We start from the raw sequence: 15,649 nt of genomic DNA, 5'->3' as shown, positions 1-15,649 counted from the left end.
ATCATAAATGTTACAGTTTTTAATATAGATACAAGAAATGTTTGATTTATTAAGTTTTATCTAACCTAAGACAGATGTGGAAAATGAGACATAAATTATAGAGTCTAGCCGCCAAGCCCTAAGCCAGGGAACAAAGTAGCCGATGATCACATCGGAATGTATAAAGTAGTAACCTGAGCAACAGTTATTATTCTCAGTGGGTTATATCCCACAACAACAAAGATCAGTTAATTACCCTACCGTTACATCCATCATTAATTACCAAAGAGTAGCGCCATGAAGACCGCTCAGACAGCCACAGACCTCGTGCGGACTTACCTGCGTGAGATTGGCCGTGTGCCACTCTTAACCCACGAGGAGGAAATTTTCTACGGTAAACAGGTGCAATTTTCTCGTATTTTGCACGATGTCAGGGATTCTCTGGTTAACCAGAAGGGTCGTCAACCTAGTCTAGAAGAGTGGGCGAAAGCTGCAAATCTAGAAGTAACAGAGTTGGAAGATGCGATCGCCCAGGGTGAAATCGCTAAACGCAAGATGGTAGAAGCCAATTTGCGTCTGGTAGTATCAGTTGCCAAAAAGTACATTAAGCGTAACGTTGATCTATTAGATTTGATTCAAGAAGGTAGTATTGGGATGCAGCGGGGTGTAGAAAAGTTTGACCCCACCAAGGGGTACAGATTTTCTACCTATGCTTATTGGTGGATACGTCAAGCCATCACCAGGGCGATCGCTGAAAAGGCTCGGACTATCCGATTACCAATTCACATTACTGAAAAACTCAATAAAATCAAAAAGGCACAACGGCAATTATCGCAACAACTGGGACGCGCACCGTCAGCTGCTGAACTGGCTCTAGAGTTAGATTTAACACCCAAACAGGTACGGGAGTATCTGGAAAAGGCGCGGTTACCTTTATCTTTAGATTTGCGGTTGGGTGATAACTACGACACCGAACTGGGGGAAATGTTAGAAGATCCCGGAGCTTCTCCAGAAGAGTTTGTCATGCAGTCTTCTCTATCTTCTGACTTAGAGCGCCTCATGGATGAACTTACCCCGCAACAAAAGGAGGTAATTAAATTGCGCTTTGGCTTACTAGATGGACAGGCTCTAACTTTAGCGAAAATAGGTGATCTTCTCCAGATTAGTCGTGAACGAGTCCGGCAAATCGAACGAGAAGCCTTAAGTAAACTTCGTAAATCTAAAGCTAACATGAACGAATATTTAGCAAGTTGAGTACAGACGCGAGTGATCGCGTCTTTCTCAGGAATACTTGTGAGCAGAGTTTAGGTTAAGATGAGAAAGTACGCTACTGGAGGTACGGTTACATCGACTTTAAGCATGGACTTAGACTGTTAAATTAGATTGATAGGAACAGTTTATCGGCTGTTCAAATAACTAAATTATTATTCAAGTTGCAAACACCACACTACAGTTAGTAGTGTGAGTACAGGAGGTACAAGATGAGTAACCAATCCAAGAAGGTCTCAGAATTTTTTAACGGTGATTCAGAAACTACTAACTTACTGTGGCAATACGTTAAATCTCTGACTCCGGACACAGTTACCCAACTATCAAAGCCAACTTCCTCTGAAGTTATTCAGGTAATGGAGCGTAATATCATTGGATTATTAGGCAACCTACCTTCAGAACACTTCGACATTACAATCACCACCAGTCGGGAAAGTCTTGGTCAGCTACTGGCTTCGGCAATGATTAGCGGTTATTTTCTCCGGAACGCTGAACAGAGAATGCATTTTGAAACTGTTTTACAAGGAACCGAAGAGAATCATCACGCAGTTGACTCATGATTTCTAATTTTCCCTAAAAAAGTCAATACTGTTACCTAAATCTTACATCAAACGCCTTCAGGCAATGGGTGTGCGTGCAGGGCATTTAGTCTCCGGGGAGGACGGACTCACCAATAATCCCCTTAACTTTTTTACTTTAGCGGAGTCTCCACCCCCCGATAATATATGAGTACAACTAGTTCTTCTTGCCAACCTCACAAAATTATCGGTGTGGCGGTAATTTGGAACCAGCATCAGCAAATTTTAATTGATCGTCGTCTTCCCCAAGGTGTGATGGGTGGTTTATGGGAGTTTCCCGGAGGCAAAATTGAGCCTGGTGAAACCATCGAAGAATGTATTAAACGAGAAATTAAAGAAGAACTAGCCATAGAAATCGCGGTGGGAGAGCATTTAATTACTATTGATCATACTTATACTCATTTGCGGGTTACTCTGATGGTGTATCATTGTCGTCTAATTATGGGTATTCCTCAAACCATAGGGTGCGATGAAATTTGCTGGGTGGATTTGGATGATCTGGAAAAATTTACCTTTCCCGAGGCTAATAGTCAAATTATCGCAGCGTTAAGGCGGGAAGTTAGAAATTGATATTATTTTTGAATAAAAGACTTTTTGGTGTACTGGAGCCTGTTGCATTATCTAAGTAGTGATCCTGTTGCCGGGGGGATGATATAATATTTCATTAACTGCATGGGTATCAGTAAGCAAATGCCTAAGACCGTTAGTGATGTTATGACCTGTGACCCAATTGTTGTGGGAAAGGAAACTCCACTTCAGGAGGCCATTCAAATTATGGCAGAAAAACGCATTAGTGGTTTACCAGTGGTGGATAACGCTGGTAAGCTGGTGGGTATTATTTCAGAAACAGACTTGATGTGGCAAGAAACTGGTGTGACTCCTCCGGCTTACATCATGTTTCTAGACAGCGTCATCTATTTACAAAACCCCGCTACTTATGAAAGGGAAATACACAAGGTATTGGGACAAACTGTTGGGGAGGTAATGAGTCCCAATGCTGTAAGTATTTCACCGGATAAAACTGTCAAAGCAGCAGCACAATTGATGCATGAACGGAATGTTCACCGCCTACCAGTGATTGACGGCGAGAGTCAGGTGGTTGGTATCCTTACCCGTGGTGATATTGTTCGGGCTATGGCAAGTAGTTAATATTCAAGGCTTTTTAAAAAAATTTACAAAATTTAGGACAAATAAATGAATATTACTAATATTACTTCTGAGTCTGTCCGGCAGTTGCTGAGTTCGGAAAATCTGGGCGATCGCTTGCGTGGTGTTAATCAAGTTCGTGAACTGGAACCAGCAACGGCTTTTGAACTGATTCAAGTTGCTATGGGTGACCGTAATTCGCGAGTAAGATACTCAGCAGTAAGTCAGATGGATACTCTGGGAAGGCAAAATTTAGAGTTGTCTTTGGATGTATTGCGCGGTATGCTCAATGACCCTGAACCTGATGTACAAGCTGCTGCGGCTGATTGTTTGGGGGCGTTAAAACTCGAAGATGCTTTTGAAGATTTACAGCAACTTTACAATACAAGCCCTGAATGGCTGGTGCAGTTTAGTGTTATTGCGACATTGGGAGAGTTGGGTGATCCACGGGGCTTTGAACTACTCAAAGAAGCACTATCATCAAAAAATGAATTAGTCCAAACAGCTGCGATTAGTTCGTTGGGTGAGTTGGGAGATATGGAAGCAGTTCCCCTTTTAGCTCCCTTTATTACTAGCTCCGACTGGCAAATCCGTTATAGGGTTGTTCAAGCTTTGAGTCGTTTAGGTGGTACTGATGCTCACTTGCTTTTAGAAACTCTTACTGATGACGAAGTGGAAGCGGTAGCTAATGAAGCTAAAAAATCTTTAAATTTGGCTTGATTCTCTCAACTTCCATATACTTGAGGCCAAGTTGTGACTATAAAAACTACAACTGCGGCGATCGCTAAAACTCCTTGAATTAAGTTTCCAATTACCGAACCCACTATAATGCCTACACCAGCCTTAACTGCTGGCCATAGTTCGCGTCGGTAAATAAACTCAGCAATAATTGCGCCTAGTAGCGGACCTAATAAAATTCCTAACAGAGGTCCGCCGAAGGGTAAGGTTGGTAGTAAGCCAAAAAAGCCTAATATCAATCCTAGGATAGCGCCGATTTGTCCCCACTTACTAGCACCGGCTTTTTTTGCTCCTAAGTAGCCAGCTAGAAAATCTACGGCGATGCTGAGAATTAAAACTACAATTGTGACAACCAGTGGTATTTTGATGGCTGCAAAGGAACTACCCAGTATACCCCAAATAATCATAGAAGTTAGAATTAAACTGCTTCCGGGTATACCGGGAACCACCGAACCAATTACCCCCACTACCATGAGGGTAATTAGTAGCCAATAAGTAAGCATAAGGTTTTAAATCTCCATATTAGCTAGCAAGGAGGAATGCAAGGTTACTGCTAATTTATCAGCAATTCCCGCAATCCATTGTTCATCTTGTTTGGTGTAGCTGCGGGGTGCATTGGCTCCTAAAATCATCACTCCTTCCTGACCAATTGGTTGACAAATTACACCTTGTGTGTTTTCTGGTAAGTAATCAAATTCAATTCTCCCGGGGTATACTTTCAAAGCTACGAGATAAATTGGCTTTTGTGTTTCCAATACTCGTTTGAGGATGGGACCTGGTATTACTTTCGATTTAGCACCCAGAATACCACGACGCAGGAGAACCTGGTTTTTATACACTACTACCAGTGAGCGGGTGACTGTATTAGTTAATAATAAACGAGATGCCCACGCTAGTTCGGTTTTGACGGTCTCTGGTAAGTCTGGTGCAAGTACAAAACCTTCTTCCCCAATTAATTCTACAGAATCAGGCGATCGCGGCTGTACTTGCTGCCATATTAAACCTGTGAGAATCAAAACTGCACTCAAAATTACGCCCACTACATCCCCACGTGCTTGGGACTCTGTTAGTTCTGGAGTCAGCAACCGGTTAATTAGCAAAAGTACAGCGCCTAACCCACCCACAGCTAGGGGTAAACGGCGTAAAATTTTATTGGGGTCAGATTTGGCCATTAGTGGTTAGTCATTAGTGATTAGTCATTAGTTGCGAGAATACAACTATTGACTTTTTACAACTGTGCTTATTCCTCGCCTGGTTCAATTATCCTCTGAAACAAATAACCAGTACCTCTAGCTGTGAGAATTAATTCTGGATTACTAGGATCATCTTCTAATTTAGCCCGCAAACGGGAAATATGTACGTCTACGACACGGGTATCTACATGGCGTTCTGGTGTGTAACCCCATACTTCCTGTAAGATTTCTGAGCGAGAAAATGCTTCTCCCGAACGGCTAACTAGTAGCTCTAGGAGACTAAATTCCATACCTGTCAACCGAATGCGCTCATCCCCTTTGTAGACTTGGCGTTTGTTGGTGTCTATTCTAATGTTACCAACATGAATCACCCCGGAGCTAGGAATACCAGAAGCCCCTGTTTTGTCTACTCGTCTGAGTACTGAGCGAATGCGAGCTTCTAGCTCTTTGGGGGAAAATGGTTTGACAACATAGTCATCAGCACCTAATTCTAGACCGGTGATGCGATCGGCAACGTCCCCCAAGGCTGTTAGCATGATAATGGGAACATCGGATTCTTTACGCAATTCTTGACATACGCCGTAGCCATCCAGCTTTGGCATCATCACATCTAGCACTACTAGGTCAGGTTCTGATTTGCGAAAGGTTTCTAAAGCTTCTTCTCCATCTCCCGCAGTGACCACATCGTAGCCAATCATGGAAAGGCGCGTTTCCAAAATCCGGCGAATACTGGCTTCGTCGTCTACCACCAAGATTTTTTCTTTATGGCTTTCCAAGTTTCTCTATGCTCCTTAACTAAAATTTAACATGATTAATTTTTAATACCATAATATTAAGATATCATTCCATCAATTGATTGGGAAAAAGCTCTAACTCTTATTCTTATTTGATTTTAGTTTTGACCAACAATTAAGAAAACATTAAGATTTTTGAACAACTTTAAATAATGGCAAAGCCTAAAACCTTTTACATTTGTAACGAGTGTGGAGCAGAATCTCCCCAGTGGTTTGGTAAGTGTCCAGCTTGTGGTACATATAATTCTTTAGAAGAGCAAATTACGATTCAATCATCAGTAGATGTGCTGACTAGGGGTGGGATAACTGGTTGGCAAGGAAGTCACAATCCTGGTAAATCTACGGTTAAACCAGCAAAACCTAGAGCTTCCCTGACATTTGATCAAATTAGCGATCGCCAAATCGCCCGTTGGGAATCTGGGTATGGTGAACTTGATCGCGTGCTAGGTGGTGGTGTTGTCCCTGGTTCCATGGTGCTAATTGGTGGTGATCCGGGAATTGGTAAATCTACTTTACTACTACAAGTATCAAACCAGTTAGCGCAAAAATACCGCATTCTCTACGTCACAGGAGAAGAATCAGGACAACAGGTAAAATTGCGAGCCTCTCGCTTGGGAGTAGCAAAAACCCAGCATCTCACCAGTGAGCAATCAGAAGCCACAGCAAACGAGGTAGGAGAAGAGGGTATAAATGCTGATTTATATGTATTACCAGAAACAGACTTAGAAGAAATATTAAAGGAGATGGACTCACTAAGGCCGAATCTGGCGGTAATTGACAGTATTCAAACAATATTTTTTCCGGCGCTGACCTCAGCACCCGGTTCTGTGGCCCAGGTGAGGGAGTGTACAGCAGCTTTGATGAAGGTGGCAAAACATGAAGATATTACGATGTTAATTGTCGGACACGTCACTAAGGAAGGAGCCATCGCCGGACCGAAGGTTTTAGAACATTTAGTAGATACAGTATTATATTTTGAGGGCGATCGCTTTGCCTCCCACAGGTTATTAAGAACTGTCAAGAATCGTTTCGGTGCCACTCACGAAATTGGTATTTTTGAAATGGTGCAGAACGGACTGCGAGAAGTGCCTAATCCTTCAGAGTTATTTTTAGGTAACCGTGATGACCCAGCACCGGGAACAGCTCTTGTGGTAGCTTGTGAGGGTACTCGCCCCATTGTAGTAGAATTACAGGCTTTGGTCAGTCCTACTAGTTACCCTTCTCCCCGGCGTGCAGGTACAGGGATAGACTATAACCGTCTGGTGCAGATTCTGGCTGTTTTAGAGAAGCGGGTCGGGATTCCCATGTCAAAATTAGATTCTTACGTGGCCTCAGCGGGTGGTTTAAATGTGGAGGAACCAGCGGTGGATTTAGGAATAGCCGTCGCTATTGTTGCCAGTTTCCGCGATCGCATAGTTGAGCCGGGTACAATATTAATTGGTGAAGTGGGATTAGGGGGACAAGTGCGATCTGTGTCTCAAATGGAACTACGATTAAAAGAAGCTGCTAAACTGGGATTTAAACGAGCAATCGTTCCTAAAGGGCAAAAATACCCCGATTTTAACATCGAGATATTAGCAGTATCTAAAGTGATAGATGCAATTATTGCCGCCATTCCCCACCAAACCCTAGAGGACAGCGATTTAGAACTGGAGGAGGAGGAATACACCTCACAGTAGGGGTAACTCATTGACAAGTTTTTCCGGAAACCAGCACCCTAAATATACAGCATATCTCATCTGCTTAGAAGACGGGCTTGCCTGCCCGTCCCATGAGATTTACTATATTAATATCTGTGTAGTTCATTGACTGGAGAGGTGCTGTATATATATCCGTATTATATCCGCACAAGCCCAACCAGTGAGCAAATAATCACAGTCAATGAGTAAACAAAAGCCTTTAAAATCATCAAACCTGCTTTTTGAAAGGGTCATGGCAATCATGGCCACGGTTAATTTATGTTTAGTATTTTTTAACTTAACTTACATACCGTGGCGGGATTTCTATTTACGGAATTTACCCCAAATTACCCGAGTTTATGACCCTGTTAAGGGTATTGAAGACCATAGAGAAACGAGAAATTATTTAAATAAAGTAGACGCACTCCAAGACCAGGTGAGTCAAACGGGGCTAACTTCCCCAGAAGCCAAAATTAAGTTAGAAGAACTTGGTCGTCTCAGTAATGAGATGGTGGACGGTAACCCCTTTGCAGCAGTGAATAAAGGTGGTAATTTTGAAAAAGCTAAAAATCGGATGCGCGATCGCATCGGTCAAGAATCTGCAAAACAGTCTTTTAATACCTTCTGGAGTCGAGAGTATTTATCGACACAAGGATGGAACCAAGAGATTAACTTTTTTAACAGACAAATCCGACCTTTAATAGCCAGCAACTATTTCCGCCGCATCGGGGAAAATGGGGAATTGCTTGATAACTTTTGGCAGATTGATTTACCCTTTATCTTGCTATTTGGCATAGAATTATTGGGGTGCTCCTTTTATTTGCGCAGTCGTCATCCCAATTTTACCTGGGTAAATGCTATATTGTGGCGCTGGTATGACTTGTTCTTAGTATTGCCTTTTTGGCGTTGGTTACGGGTAATACCGGTAACAGTGCGCCTACACCAAGCCAGGTTATTAAATCTTCAGCCCTTGCAGCAGCAAATAAACCAATCAATATTAGCGAATTTTGCCGAAGACCTCACAGAAATAGTGGTAGTCAGAGTCATTAACCAGCTTCAAGGTTCAATTCGCAGCGGCGATTTCACCAGATGGCTGACGCAAAAACAAAATGCGAGTCCCTATATAAATATTAACAACATCAATGAAATAGAAGCGATCACGAATATTTTAGTGCAAACTGTAGTCTATCAAGTACTGCCGAAAGTTCAACCAGAAATCATTGCCATTTTACGTCACAATATTGCCACCACCATTAATCAAGTCCCTCTTTATCGCCACCTTGTACCTTGGGGATTAGGTAATATACAAGCCCAACTCAGTGAGCAACTAGCAACTCAACTTACCAGAAACCTTTACAGCGCGGTCACTACAGCTATGAAAGACCCTGTAGGAGGCAAACTTTCTATTCAACTAGCGCAAAGCTTTAGCAAAATATTCTCCGAAGAAGTACAGCAAAAACACGTAATTGCGGAAATTCAAAGCTTAATGTCTGACTACCTCGAAGAACTTAAGCTCAACTATGTCCAGCGGTTATCCCAAGAAGACATAGACCAGATTATGGAACAAACCAGACAGCTAAAAATACAAGCATCAGTAGATAACAATAACATTCTCCCGGTTAAGAACCAAAATTAGCTCAAAATGATGGATATCAGTGGAATAAGGAGGATAAGGGCACAAGAGATTGACTAATAACCAGTGACCAATGACTATTTACTATAGACTCTTAAAGAAATGCGCTAAACTCGGAAGAGAGACGAACCATTATTGATTCGTCACAAGACTTCTTGGAAGATATCCCTATCGCAGGAAGTGGGTCGATGCCCACTTTTTTTATTGAAATTTCGCATGACTCATCCTTTAGTTTCACAAATTATCGATTTGGCAATACCAGTAGCAGCAGAACTGGGCTTGGAACTCGTTGGCATAGTTTTTCAGACTAACCAGCGTCCTCCAGTATTAAGGGTAGATATCCGCAACCCTCAAAAAGACACTGGACTGAATGATTGTGAGCTTATGAGTCGGGCTTTAGAAGCTTCCTTAGATGCGGCGGAGATCATTCCAGATGCTTATGTCTTGGAAGTGTCCAGTCCTGGAATTTCACGACAATTAATTACAGACAGGGAATTTATTTCCTTTAAGGGATTTCCTGTGATTATCTCCACTTCCCAACCCTACGATGGACAACAAGAGTGGATTGGTCAGTTGATTCGCCGGGATGAAGTCACTGTTTACTTAAACCAAAAAGGTCGTGTGATCGAAATTCCCCGCACTCTGATTACTAGGGTGCAACTAGATGAGCACCCATAGGTGAGGAACTCAGAGCTAGACAACAGTAACTGGAAGTAAAAGGCTAGGGAGTAGAGTCAAACTTTTCTCTAATCCCAAGCCTCTAATGTGTAGTTTCTCACTCTCCACCCCTTTGTATAGAGGAGAGTTTATTAGGGGTAATTGATGAATTATCTCTAACTTGGGAAAGTTGACAGGGCGCGGGTTGATTAATTGCGCCTCTAATTTTCCTTATCCCTATTTTTTTTAGACTCGATTTTAAAGGAGATTACTTATGTCAATGGTTAGTTTACCAGGATTAAAAGAATTAATTGAAAGTATCAGTCGTGAGCGCAATTTGCCACGTCTAGCAGTTCAGTCAGCTATTAGAGAAGCATTGCTTAAAGGCTACGAACGTTATCGTCGCGCCCAAAACTTAGAACGAAGACAATTTGATGAAGAGTATTTTGAGAATTTCGAGGTAGAACTTGACATCGAAGGAGAAGGATTTCGCGTTCTTTCTACGAAAAGCATTGTGCAATCAGTGGAGAACTCCGACCATCAGATATCCCTCGATGAAGTGCAACAGGTCGCTCCTGAAGCACAATTGGGAGACTCTGTAGTGCTGGATGTCACCCCAGATCAGCGAGAATTTGGTCGCATGGCAGCCATGCAAACCAAGCAAGTGCTGGCTCAGAAACTCCGGGATCAGCAACGCCAAATGGTGCAAGAAGAATTCCAAGACTTAGAAGGAACTGTCCTACAAGCTAGAGTTTTACGGTTTGAAAGACAATCGGTGATTTTGGCAGTGGCCAGTGGCTTTGGTCAGCCGGAAGTGGAAGCTGAATTACCAAAGCGAGAACAACTCCCCAATGATAATTATCGGGCTAATGCTACTTTTAAGGTGTATCTCAAAAAGGTTTCCCAAGGGCAACAACGGGGTCCTCAGTTGCTAGTATCCCGTGCTGATGCTGGTTTGGTTGTTTATCTGTTTGCTAACGAAGTCCCAGAAATTGAAGATGAGGTAGTCAGAATTGTTGCCGTAGCACGAGAAGCTAATCCGCCTTCCCGTTATGTTGGTCCTCGGACTAAAATTGCAGTAGATACCCTTGAGCGGGATGTAGACCCAGTTGGCGCTTGTATTGGTGCACGGGGGTCACGCATTCAAGTAGTAGTCAACGAATTACGTGGGGAAAAAATAGATGTGATTCGTTGGTCTCCAGATCCATCTACATATATTGCTAACGCTTTGAGTCCAGCCCGGGTGGATGAAGTCCGTCTCATGGATCCTGAAACCCGCCAAACTCACGTACTTGTAGCTGAAGATCAACTGAGTTTAGCTATTGGTAAGGAAGGACAAAATGTTCGTTTAGCAGCCCGTCTCACTGGTTGGAAAATCGACATCAAAGACAAAGCTAAGTACGATTATACGGGAGAGGATACTAAGTTCGCGGCTGCACGAGCCCAATATAAACCAGAGGCAGATGATCTGGAATTGGAGGAGCTAGATTATGAAAACCAAGAGGAACTAGAACAGGAGGAAGAAATTTTTGAGATCAGTGATCAAGATTAACTTATGACTCTGATGCAGTTATTATACTATTGACAAGATTACTAGTCTTAATGATTACCACAGAATCAATCATGCCACTATTAAGTAAAGATTGGTAAAGCCAACTTTATTTTCACAACCAGATTGCTCCCCTGTAGTCAAATAAGACCAATGAAACCGAATTATCGACGTTGTATTAGTTGCCGTCAAGTCGGCTTGAAAGAAGACTTTTGGCGGGTTGTCCGCGTTTTTCCATCCGGAAAGGTACAATTAGATCAGGGGATGGGGCGTTCTGCCTATATATGCCCCCAAATGAGTTGCCTACAAGCGGCTCAGAAAAAAAATAGACTGGGGCGATCGCTACATGCATCAGTGCCTGAAACACTGTATCAAACATTGTGGCAACGTCTAGGCCAAACCCATGCCCAAAATCAAAATTAACAACGGGTGGAAAAACCTGGAGGCGGTAATCCCCAGAGTCTTTGTGCATAAAGCCGACTCTGCAATTAATGGGGTGAATGCCAAAATAGTAAATGGGTGTAGTAACCAGCGGCTTTTTTACAAGACGAGTGGCAGGGCAATACCCCCAAAAAGTTTTACTCGATTGTGTTGTGGAAGACTCAGAATCAGCAAAACAAAAAACTAAAGAATGGCAACCTGGTAGCGATCAGGGGCAGCTGGGCATCAACCATCATGATTATTGGTGGAGATGTCAGAGTTAAACCGAAATATCTCTCTTTCCTGACTGGAGGCACCGGCAAAATCACCAAGGGCAACCTAAAACAGTAATCGAAGGATGGAGATGTCCGAAACCAGGCAACCATCCGCTAAAAAACTGTAAATTAAAGGGGAAGAGTGGATGAACAACGGCAAAGTTAGAATCTACGAATTATCAAAGGAATTGAATTTGGATAACAAAGAGCTATTAGCTATTTGCGATCAGCTCGAAATCGCGGTTAAAAGCCATAGCAGCACTATTTCCGAATCTGAGGCAGAACGTATACGCACGGCTGCCGAAAAACTGACGGCTAATAATTTGAAAGGCAACAATACATCTAGTAAACTAAATACATCACAACCTGGCGATGGCGCAAAGCGCAGTGCCGGAGGCAATCGCAATCGACCTACACCACCTCACAAACCACAAATTTTGGAAATTCGCAAACCCAAAATATTGAGAAATAATACCCGAAACGCCCCCCAAGCTTCAGTGGCTAATGATAGCCAACTTGCTTCCTCAGAAGTTCATTCTTCTTCACAATCAGAGCCAATCGATACACCAGTCTCACCCATGAAGCCGACGGCACCAATTCGACCTGTACCCCGGAATCAATCTGAGACCTCACCAGAACCTGCAATCAAACCAGTAGATCCAGTTTCTAATACACAGGCGCTAGAAACAAGAGCAGCCGCAAAACCTGAAAAAGCTGGAACTGAACGCAGCCGAAGTGGGGTTTCCCCTAAACCAAAAGCGGAAAAACCGCAAAAACCCCATCTGGCGGAGCCGCCAGCCAGACCGGTGGCTGGAAATTACCGTGTAGGAATCGGCCAGAGTTCCACAGAAAAACCAGTACTCAAGCGCGATCAAGTCAAGCAGAAGCCGCAACGAGGCACTAGCAGTGACAGCCCACAAGCCCCAGCGGCAAAACAGCATCGTGCTACTCCCACAAATCCAGTCAAAGCAGAACAAAAAGGCAATCGGCCGCCCGGACAAGGTCACCAGGAGCAGCGGTTACGAAGTGCACCACTGGCAGATGGGACAAGACCTAGTCGTCCAGTACGTCCGTCAGAAGTTGTAGCCGCAATGCCAATTGCTACTCCGCCAAAACCCATGTCAGGGGGACAGGTAAAACCCGACCTGGATACTGATGTGATCGCACCGGAACTACTTGATTTGAAACGCCCCACACCACCGCGTCTGGCTAAAGGTGGTAAAAGGTGGCAAGAGGAAGAAATTATTGACGAAATCAAGGAAAAGTCCGGTAAAGTAGGACCTAAAGGCAAGCGGGTTAAACCAATCGTTGAAGATGACTTTGAAGAAGAGGATTTACTCGATGATGAGGATCAAGACTCACCAGCTACAGTCCAGGTTAGTCTTTCCATCGCCCGTCCTCCTAAACCAAAAGCTGCTCGAGGTACACAGTCACCTGCAGCAGCAGTTATTAGCGCCCCAACTGCTAGAAAGAAAAAATCCTTCTCTCGTCGCGACCAAAACCGTCGCCAAGAATTGGAGACAAAGCGTGAACGTCCTGAAAAGGTAGTGATCACAGGGCCAATGACAGTCCAAGAACTGGCTGATGTTTTTGCGATCGCCGATACAGAGATTGTGAAAATCCTTTTCCTCAAAGGTATGGCTGTAAGTATCACCCAGAATTTGGATATCCCCACCATTACCTTAATAGGAAAAGATCTGGAGATAGAAGTGGAAACTGCTCAACCAGAAGCAGAAGCCCGTAAAGTCACGGAAATGCTTGATGTGGCAGATATGGAGCTACTCCAGCGGCGTCCCCCTGTGGTGACAATTATGGGTCACGTAGACCATGGGAAGACAACTCTGCTTGACTCCATTCGGAAAACTAAGGTTGCTGCTGGGGAAGCTGGTGGTATTACCCAACACATTGGTGCATACCATGTGGATGTGCAACATGAGGGAAAAGAACAGCAGATAGTTTTTCTTGATACTCCCGGACATGAGGCATTTACGGCTATGCGGGCGCGGGGGGCAAGGGTAACTGATATTGCGATTTTAGTAGTGGCTGCTGATGACGGTGTTCGTCCCCAAACGGTAGAGGCTATTAGTCACGCCCAAGCTGCCGGAGTACCAATTGTTGTTGCCATTAACAAAATTGATAAGGAAGGCGCACAACCAGACCGAGTTAAACAAGAACTCACTCAGTATGGTCTCACACCTGAAGAGTGGGGCGGTGAAACAATCATGGTTCCTGTAAGTGCTATCAAGGGCGAAAACCTCGATACGCTTCTGGATATGATTTTGCTAGTAGCAGAAGTGGGAGAACTCTGTGCCAATCCAGACAGGTCTGCTAAGGGCACAGTGATTGAAGCACATCTGGATAAGGCAAAAGGCGCAGTTGCTACCCTGCTGATTCAGAATGGTACCCTCCATGTGGGAGATATGTTAGTGGCCGGCTCGGCGTTTGGTAAAGTTCGGGCAATGGTAGATGACCGAGGCAAACGAGTAGAGCTTGCTAGTCCTTCTTTTGCTGTGGAAGTACTCGGTTTAAGTGATGTCCCAGCCGCGGGCGATGAATTCCAGGTCTTCGCTAACGAAAAAGAAGCCAGAACCCTGGCTAGTGATCGCGCTGACAAACAACGTCTATCCCGTCTGTTACAAGGGCGTGTCACTTTGACCACCCTCTCGGCCCAAGCACAAGAGGGAGAGTTGAAAGAACTCAACTTAATCTTAAAGGCAGACGTACAAGGTTCTGTGGAAGCTATTGTTGGATCTCTCAGACAAATCCCCCAAAACGAAGTTCAAATTCGTATGCTATTGGCAACCGCTGGGGAAATAACTGAAACCGATATTGACCTAGCCGCAGCTAGTGGCGCTGTGATCATTGGTTTCAATACTACCTATGCTAGTGGCGCTAGACAAGCCGCCGATGAAGCCGGGGTGGATGTGAGGGAATACAATATCATCTACAAACTTTTGGAAGATATCCAAGGAGCTTTAGAAGGTCTGCTGGAACCAGAGTTGGTGGAAGAACCCCTTGGCCAAACCGAAGTCCGTGCCGTCTTCCCTGTGGGGCGTGGAGCCGTGGCTGGTTGTTATGTACAGTCTGGCAAATTGGTTCGCAACTGCAAGGTGCGAGTGCGTCGTGCCGGTAAGGTCATTTATGAAGGTGTCCTTGACTCCCTCAAACGGATGAAGGAAGATGCGCGAGAAGTTAACTCCGGTTATGAATGCGGTATCAACATTGATAAGTTCCATGACTGGGTAGAAGGTGACTTGATTGAAGCCTTCCAAATGGTAACTAAGCGTCGTACACTCACATTGACGAAATAGTGCTGGTTGCTCATTTCTGGGTTGTGAGTGAAAATGATGAGTTTTGAGATCAAATGAGTGCATAACTCACAGTTCAAAACTCATCAATGCCTTCTGCTCCCTTGATGAATTGTCTCGGTATTTTGTAGTTTCCTCAGGAAGGTAAGAAATTTATATCGGCGGTAGAGCATTGAGTAGACTTAAAGCAAAGCTCATCGCCTCCGATAGCCTAGGATGGGTAGGCATGGCAATAGGTGGATTAGATGAGAAGCCTATACTCTATTGCTTGCAATCAGTTTAGAATGATGTCACAAGAAAATCGCAAAAAAGGCACTTCCTCCACTTGGCTTTAGACAGTGGAGGAAGTGCCAACGGCGAATTGATTCGCCGTGATGATATAATCAAGGTGCGAGTAAGAATAACCATCTGCACGAAGAAGTATTTTGAGC

General features: G+C 43.9%; 14 protein-coding genes. 11 read left to right on the top strand and 3 right to left on the bottom strand.

Annotated features, from left to right (window positions below):
- Positions 1-276: 276 nt before the first annotated feature.
- From NWP22_RS04810 to nblB, 5 genes are all read left to right on the top strand, one after another.
- Entirely contained in the window at positions 277-1,233 is a 957-nt protein-coding gene (locus NWP22_RS04810) for an RNA polymerase sigma factor, RpoD/SigA family (protein ID WP_271731761.1), read from the top strand.
- 227 nt (positions 1,234-1,460) lie between these two features.
- A complete protein-coding gene (locus NWP22_RS04805) occupies positions 1,461-1,808 on the top strand; it encodes a DUF760 domain-containing protein (protein ID WP_271731762.1) in 348 nt (115 codons plus the stop codon).
- Positions 1,809-1,973: 165 nt separating this feature from the next.
- Positions 1,974-2,396, top strand: a complete 423-nt coding sequence (gene mutT, locus NWP22_RS04800; RefSeq protein ID WP_271731763.1) for an 8-oxo-dGTP diphosphatase MutT — start codon at positions 1,974-1,976, stop codon at positions 2,394-2,396.
- A gap of 120 nt (positions 2,397-2,516) precedes the next feature.
- Complete coding sequence (locus tag NWP22_RS04795; protein WP_271731764.1) at positions 2,517-2,975, top strand: CBS domain-containing protein; 459 nt, start codon at positions 2,517-2,519, stop codon at positions 2,973-2,975.
- Between the two features lie 45 nt (positions 2,976-3,020).
- On the top strand, positions 3,021-3,692 hold the full coding sequence (gene nblB, locus NWP22_RS04790; RefSeq protein ID WP_271731765.1) for a phycobilisome degradation protein NblB: 672 nt from the start codon (positions 3,021-3,023) through the stop codon (positions 3,690-3,692).
- A gap of 5 nt (positions 3,693-3,697) precedes the next feature.
- Here the strand turns inward: nblB and NWP22_RS04785 are convergent, their stop codons facing one another.
- From NWP22_RS04785 to rpaB, 3 genes are all read right to left on the bottom strand, one after another.
- Positions 3,698-4,213: a DUF456 domain-containing protein gene (locus NWP22_RS04785; protein ID WP_271731767.1), complete on the bottom strand. Its 516-nt coding sequence runs from the start codon at positions 4,211-4,213 to the stop codon at positions 3,698-3,700.
- Between the two features lie 6 nt (positions 4,214-4,219).
- Positions 4,220-4,882, bottom strand: coding sequence for a cofactor assembly of complex C subunit B (locus NWP22_RS04780; protein WP_271731768.1), 663 nt, complete (start codon positions 4,880-4,882; stop codon positions 4,220-4,222).
- Between the two features lie 68 nt (positions 4,883-4,950).
- The gene (gene rpaB, locus NWP22_RS04775) at positions 4,951-5,679 is read right to left on the bottom strand and encodes a response regulator transcription factor RpaB (RefSeq protein ID WP_200989741.1); all 729 of its coding nucleotides are present in this window, start codon (positions 5,677-5,679) and stop codon (positions 4,951-4,953) included.
- Positions 5,680-5,849: 170 nt separating this feature from the next.
- On the opposite strand from rpaB, the gene radA reads away from it, so the two are divergent.
- From radA to infB, 6 genes are all read left to right on the top strand, one after another.
- On the top strand, positions 5,850-7,376 hold the full coding sequence (gene radA / locus NWP22_RS04770) for a DNA repair protein RadA (RefSeq protein WP_271731769.1): 1,527 nt from the start codon (positions 5,850-5,852) through the stop codon (positions 7,374-7,376).
- A 202-nt stretch (positions 7,377-7,578) separates the two neighbouring features.
- Positions 7,579-9,012, top strand: a complete 1,434-nt coding sequence (locus NWP22_RS04765; protein ID WP_271731770.1) for a hypothetical protein — start codon at positions 7,579-7,581, stop codon at positions 9,010-9,012.
- Between the two features lie 213 nt (positions 9,013-9,225).
- A complete protein-coding gene (gene rimP, locus NWP22_RS04760; protein ID WP_271731771.1) occupies positions 9,226-9,687 on the top strand; it encodes a ribosome maturation factor RimP in 462 nt (153 codons plus the stop codon).
- Between the two features lie 253 nt (positions 9,688-9,940).
- Positions 9,941-11,218: a transcription termination factor NusA gene (gene nusA / locus NWP22_RS04755; RefSeq protein ID WP_271731772.1), complete on the top strand. Its 1,278-nt coding sequence runs from the start codon at positions 9,941-9,943 to the stop codon at positions 11,216-11,218.
- Between the two features lie 150 nt (positions 11,219-11,368).
- Positions 11,369-11,638: a YlxR family protein gene (locus NWP22_RS04750; protein WP_271731773.1), complete on the top strand. Its 270-nt coding sequence runs from the start codon at positions 11,369-11,371 to the stop codon at positions 11,636-11,638.
- 418 nt (positions 11,639-12,056) lie between these two features.
- On the top strand, positions 12,057-15,221 hold the full coding sequence (gene infB, locus NWP22_RS04745; protein WP_271731774.1) for a translation initiation factor IF-2: 3,165 nt from the start codon (positions 12,057-12,059) through the stop codon (positions 15,219-15,221).
- Positions 15,222-15,649: the final 428 nt, after the last annotated feature.

Source organism: Anabaenopsis tanganyikae CS-531 (genome assembly GCF_029891675.1).
Lineage (GTDB): Bacteria > Cyanobacteriota > Cyanobacteriia > Cyanobacteriales > Nostocaceae > Anabaenopsis > Anabaenopsis arnoldii.
The sequence above is the reverse complement of the archived record's forward strand: the minus strand, read 5'-3'. Positions and strand labels throughout refer to the sequence as shown.

Bases quoted from the DNA above. Each gene is read 5' to 3' on its own strand.
- NWP22_RS04810 (WP_271731761.1), top strand. From the start codon at position 277: ATGAAGACCGCTCAGACAGCCACAGACCTCGTGCGGACTTACCTGCGT.
- NWP22_RS04805 (WP_271731762.1), top strand. From the start codon at position 1,461: ATGAGTAACCAATCCAAGAAGGTCTCAGAATTTTTTAACGGTGATTCA.
- mutT (WP_271731763.1), top strand. From the start codon at position 1,974: ATGAGTACAACTAGTTCTTCTTGCCAACCTCACAAAATTATCGGTGTG.
- NWP22_RS04795 (WP_271731764.1), top strand. From the start codon at position 2,517: ATGCCTAAGACCGTTAGTGATGTTATGACCTGTGACCCAATTGTTGTG.
- nblB (WP_271731765.1), top strand. From the start codon at position 3,021: ATGAATATTACTAATATTACTTCTGAGTCTGTCCGGCAGTTGCTGAGT.
- NWP22_RS04785 (WP_271731767.1), bottom strand. From the start codon at position 4,213: ATGCTTACTTATTGGCTACTAATTACCCTCATGGTAGTGGGGGTAATT.
- NWP22_RS04780 (WP_271731768.1), bottom strand. From the start codon at position 4,882: ATGGCCAAATCTGACCCCAATAAAATTTTACGCCGTTTACCCCTAGCT.
- radA (WP_271731769.1), top strand. From the start codon at position 5,850: ATGGCAAAGCCTAAAACCTTTTACATTTGTAACGAGTGTGGAGCAGAA.
- NWP22_RS04765 (WP_271731770.1), top strand. From the start codon at position 7,579: ATGAGTAAACAAAAGCCTTTAAAATCATCAAACCTGCTTTTTGAAAGG.
- rimP (WP_271731771.1), top strand. From the start codon at position 9,226: ATGACTCATCCTTTAGTTTCACAAATTATCGATTTGGCAATACCAGTA.
- nusA (WP_271731772.1), top strand. From the start codon at position 9,941: ATGTCAATGGTTAGTTTACCAGGATTAAAAGAATTAATTGAAAGTATC.
- NWP22_RS04750 (WP_271731773.1), top strand. From the start codon at position 11,369: ATGAAACCGAATTATCGACGTTGTATTAGTTGCCGTCAAGTCGGCTTG.
- infB (WP_271731774.1), top strand. From the start codon at position 12,057: ATGAACAACGGCAAAGTTAGAATCTACGAATTATCAAAGGAATTGAAT.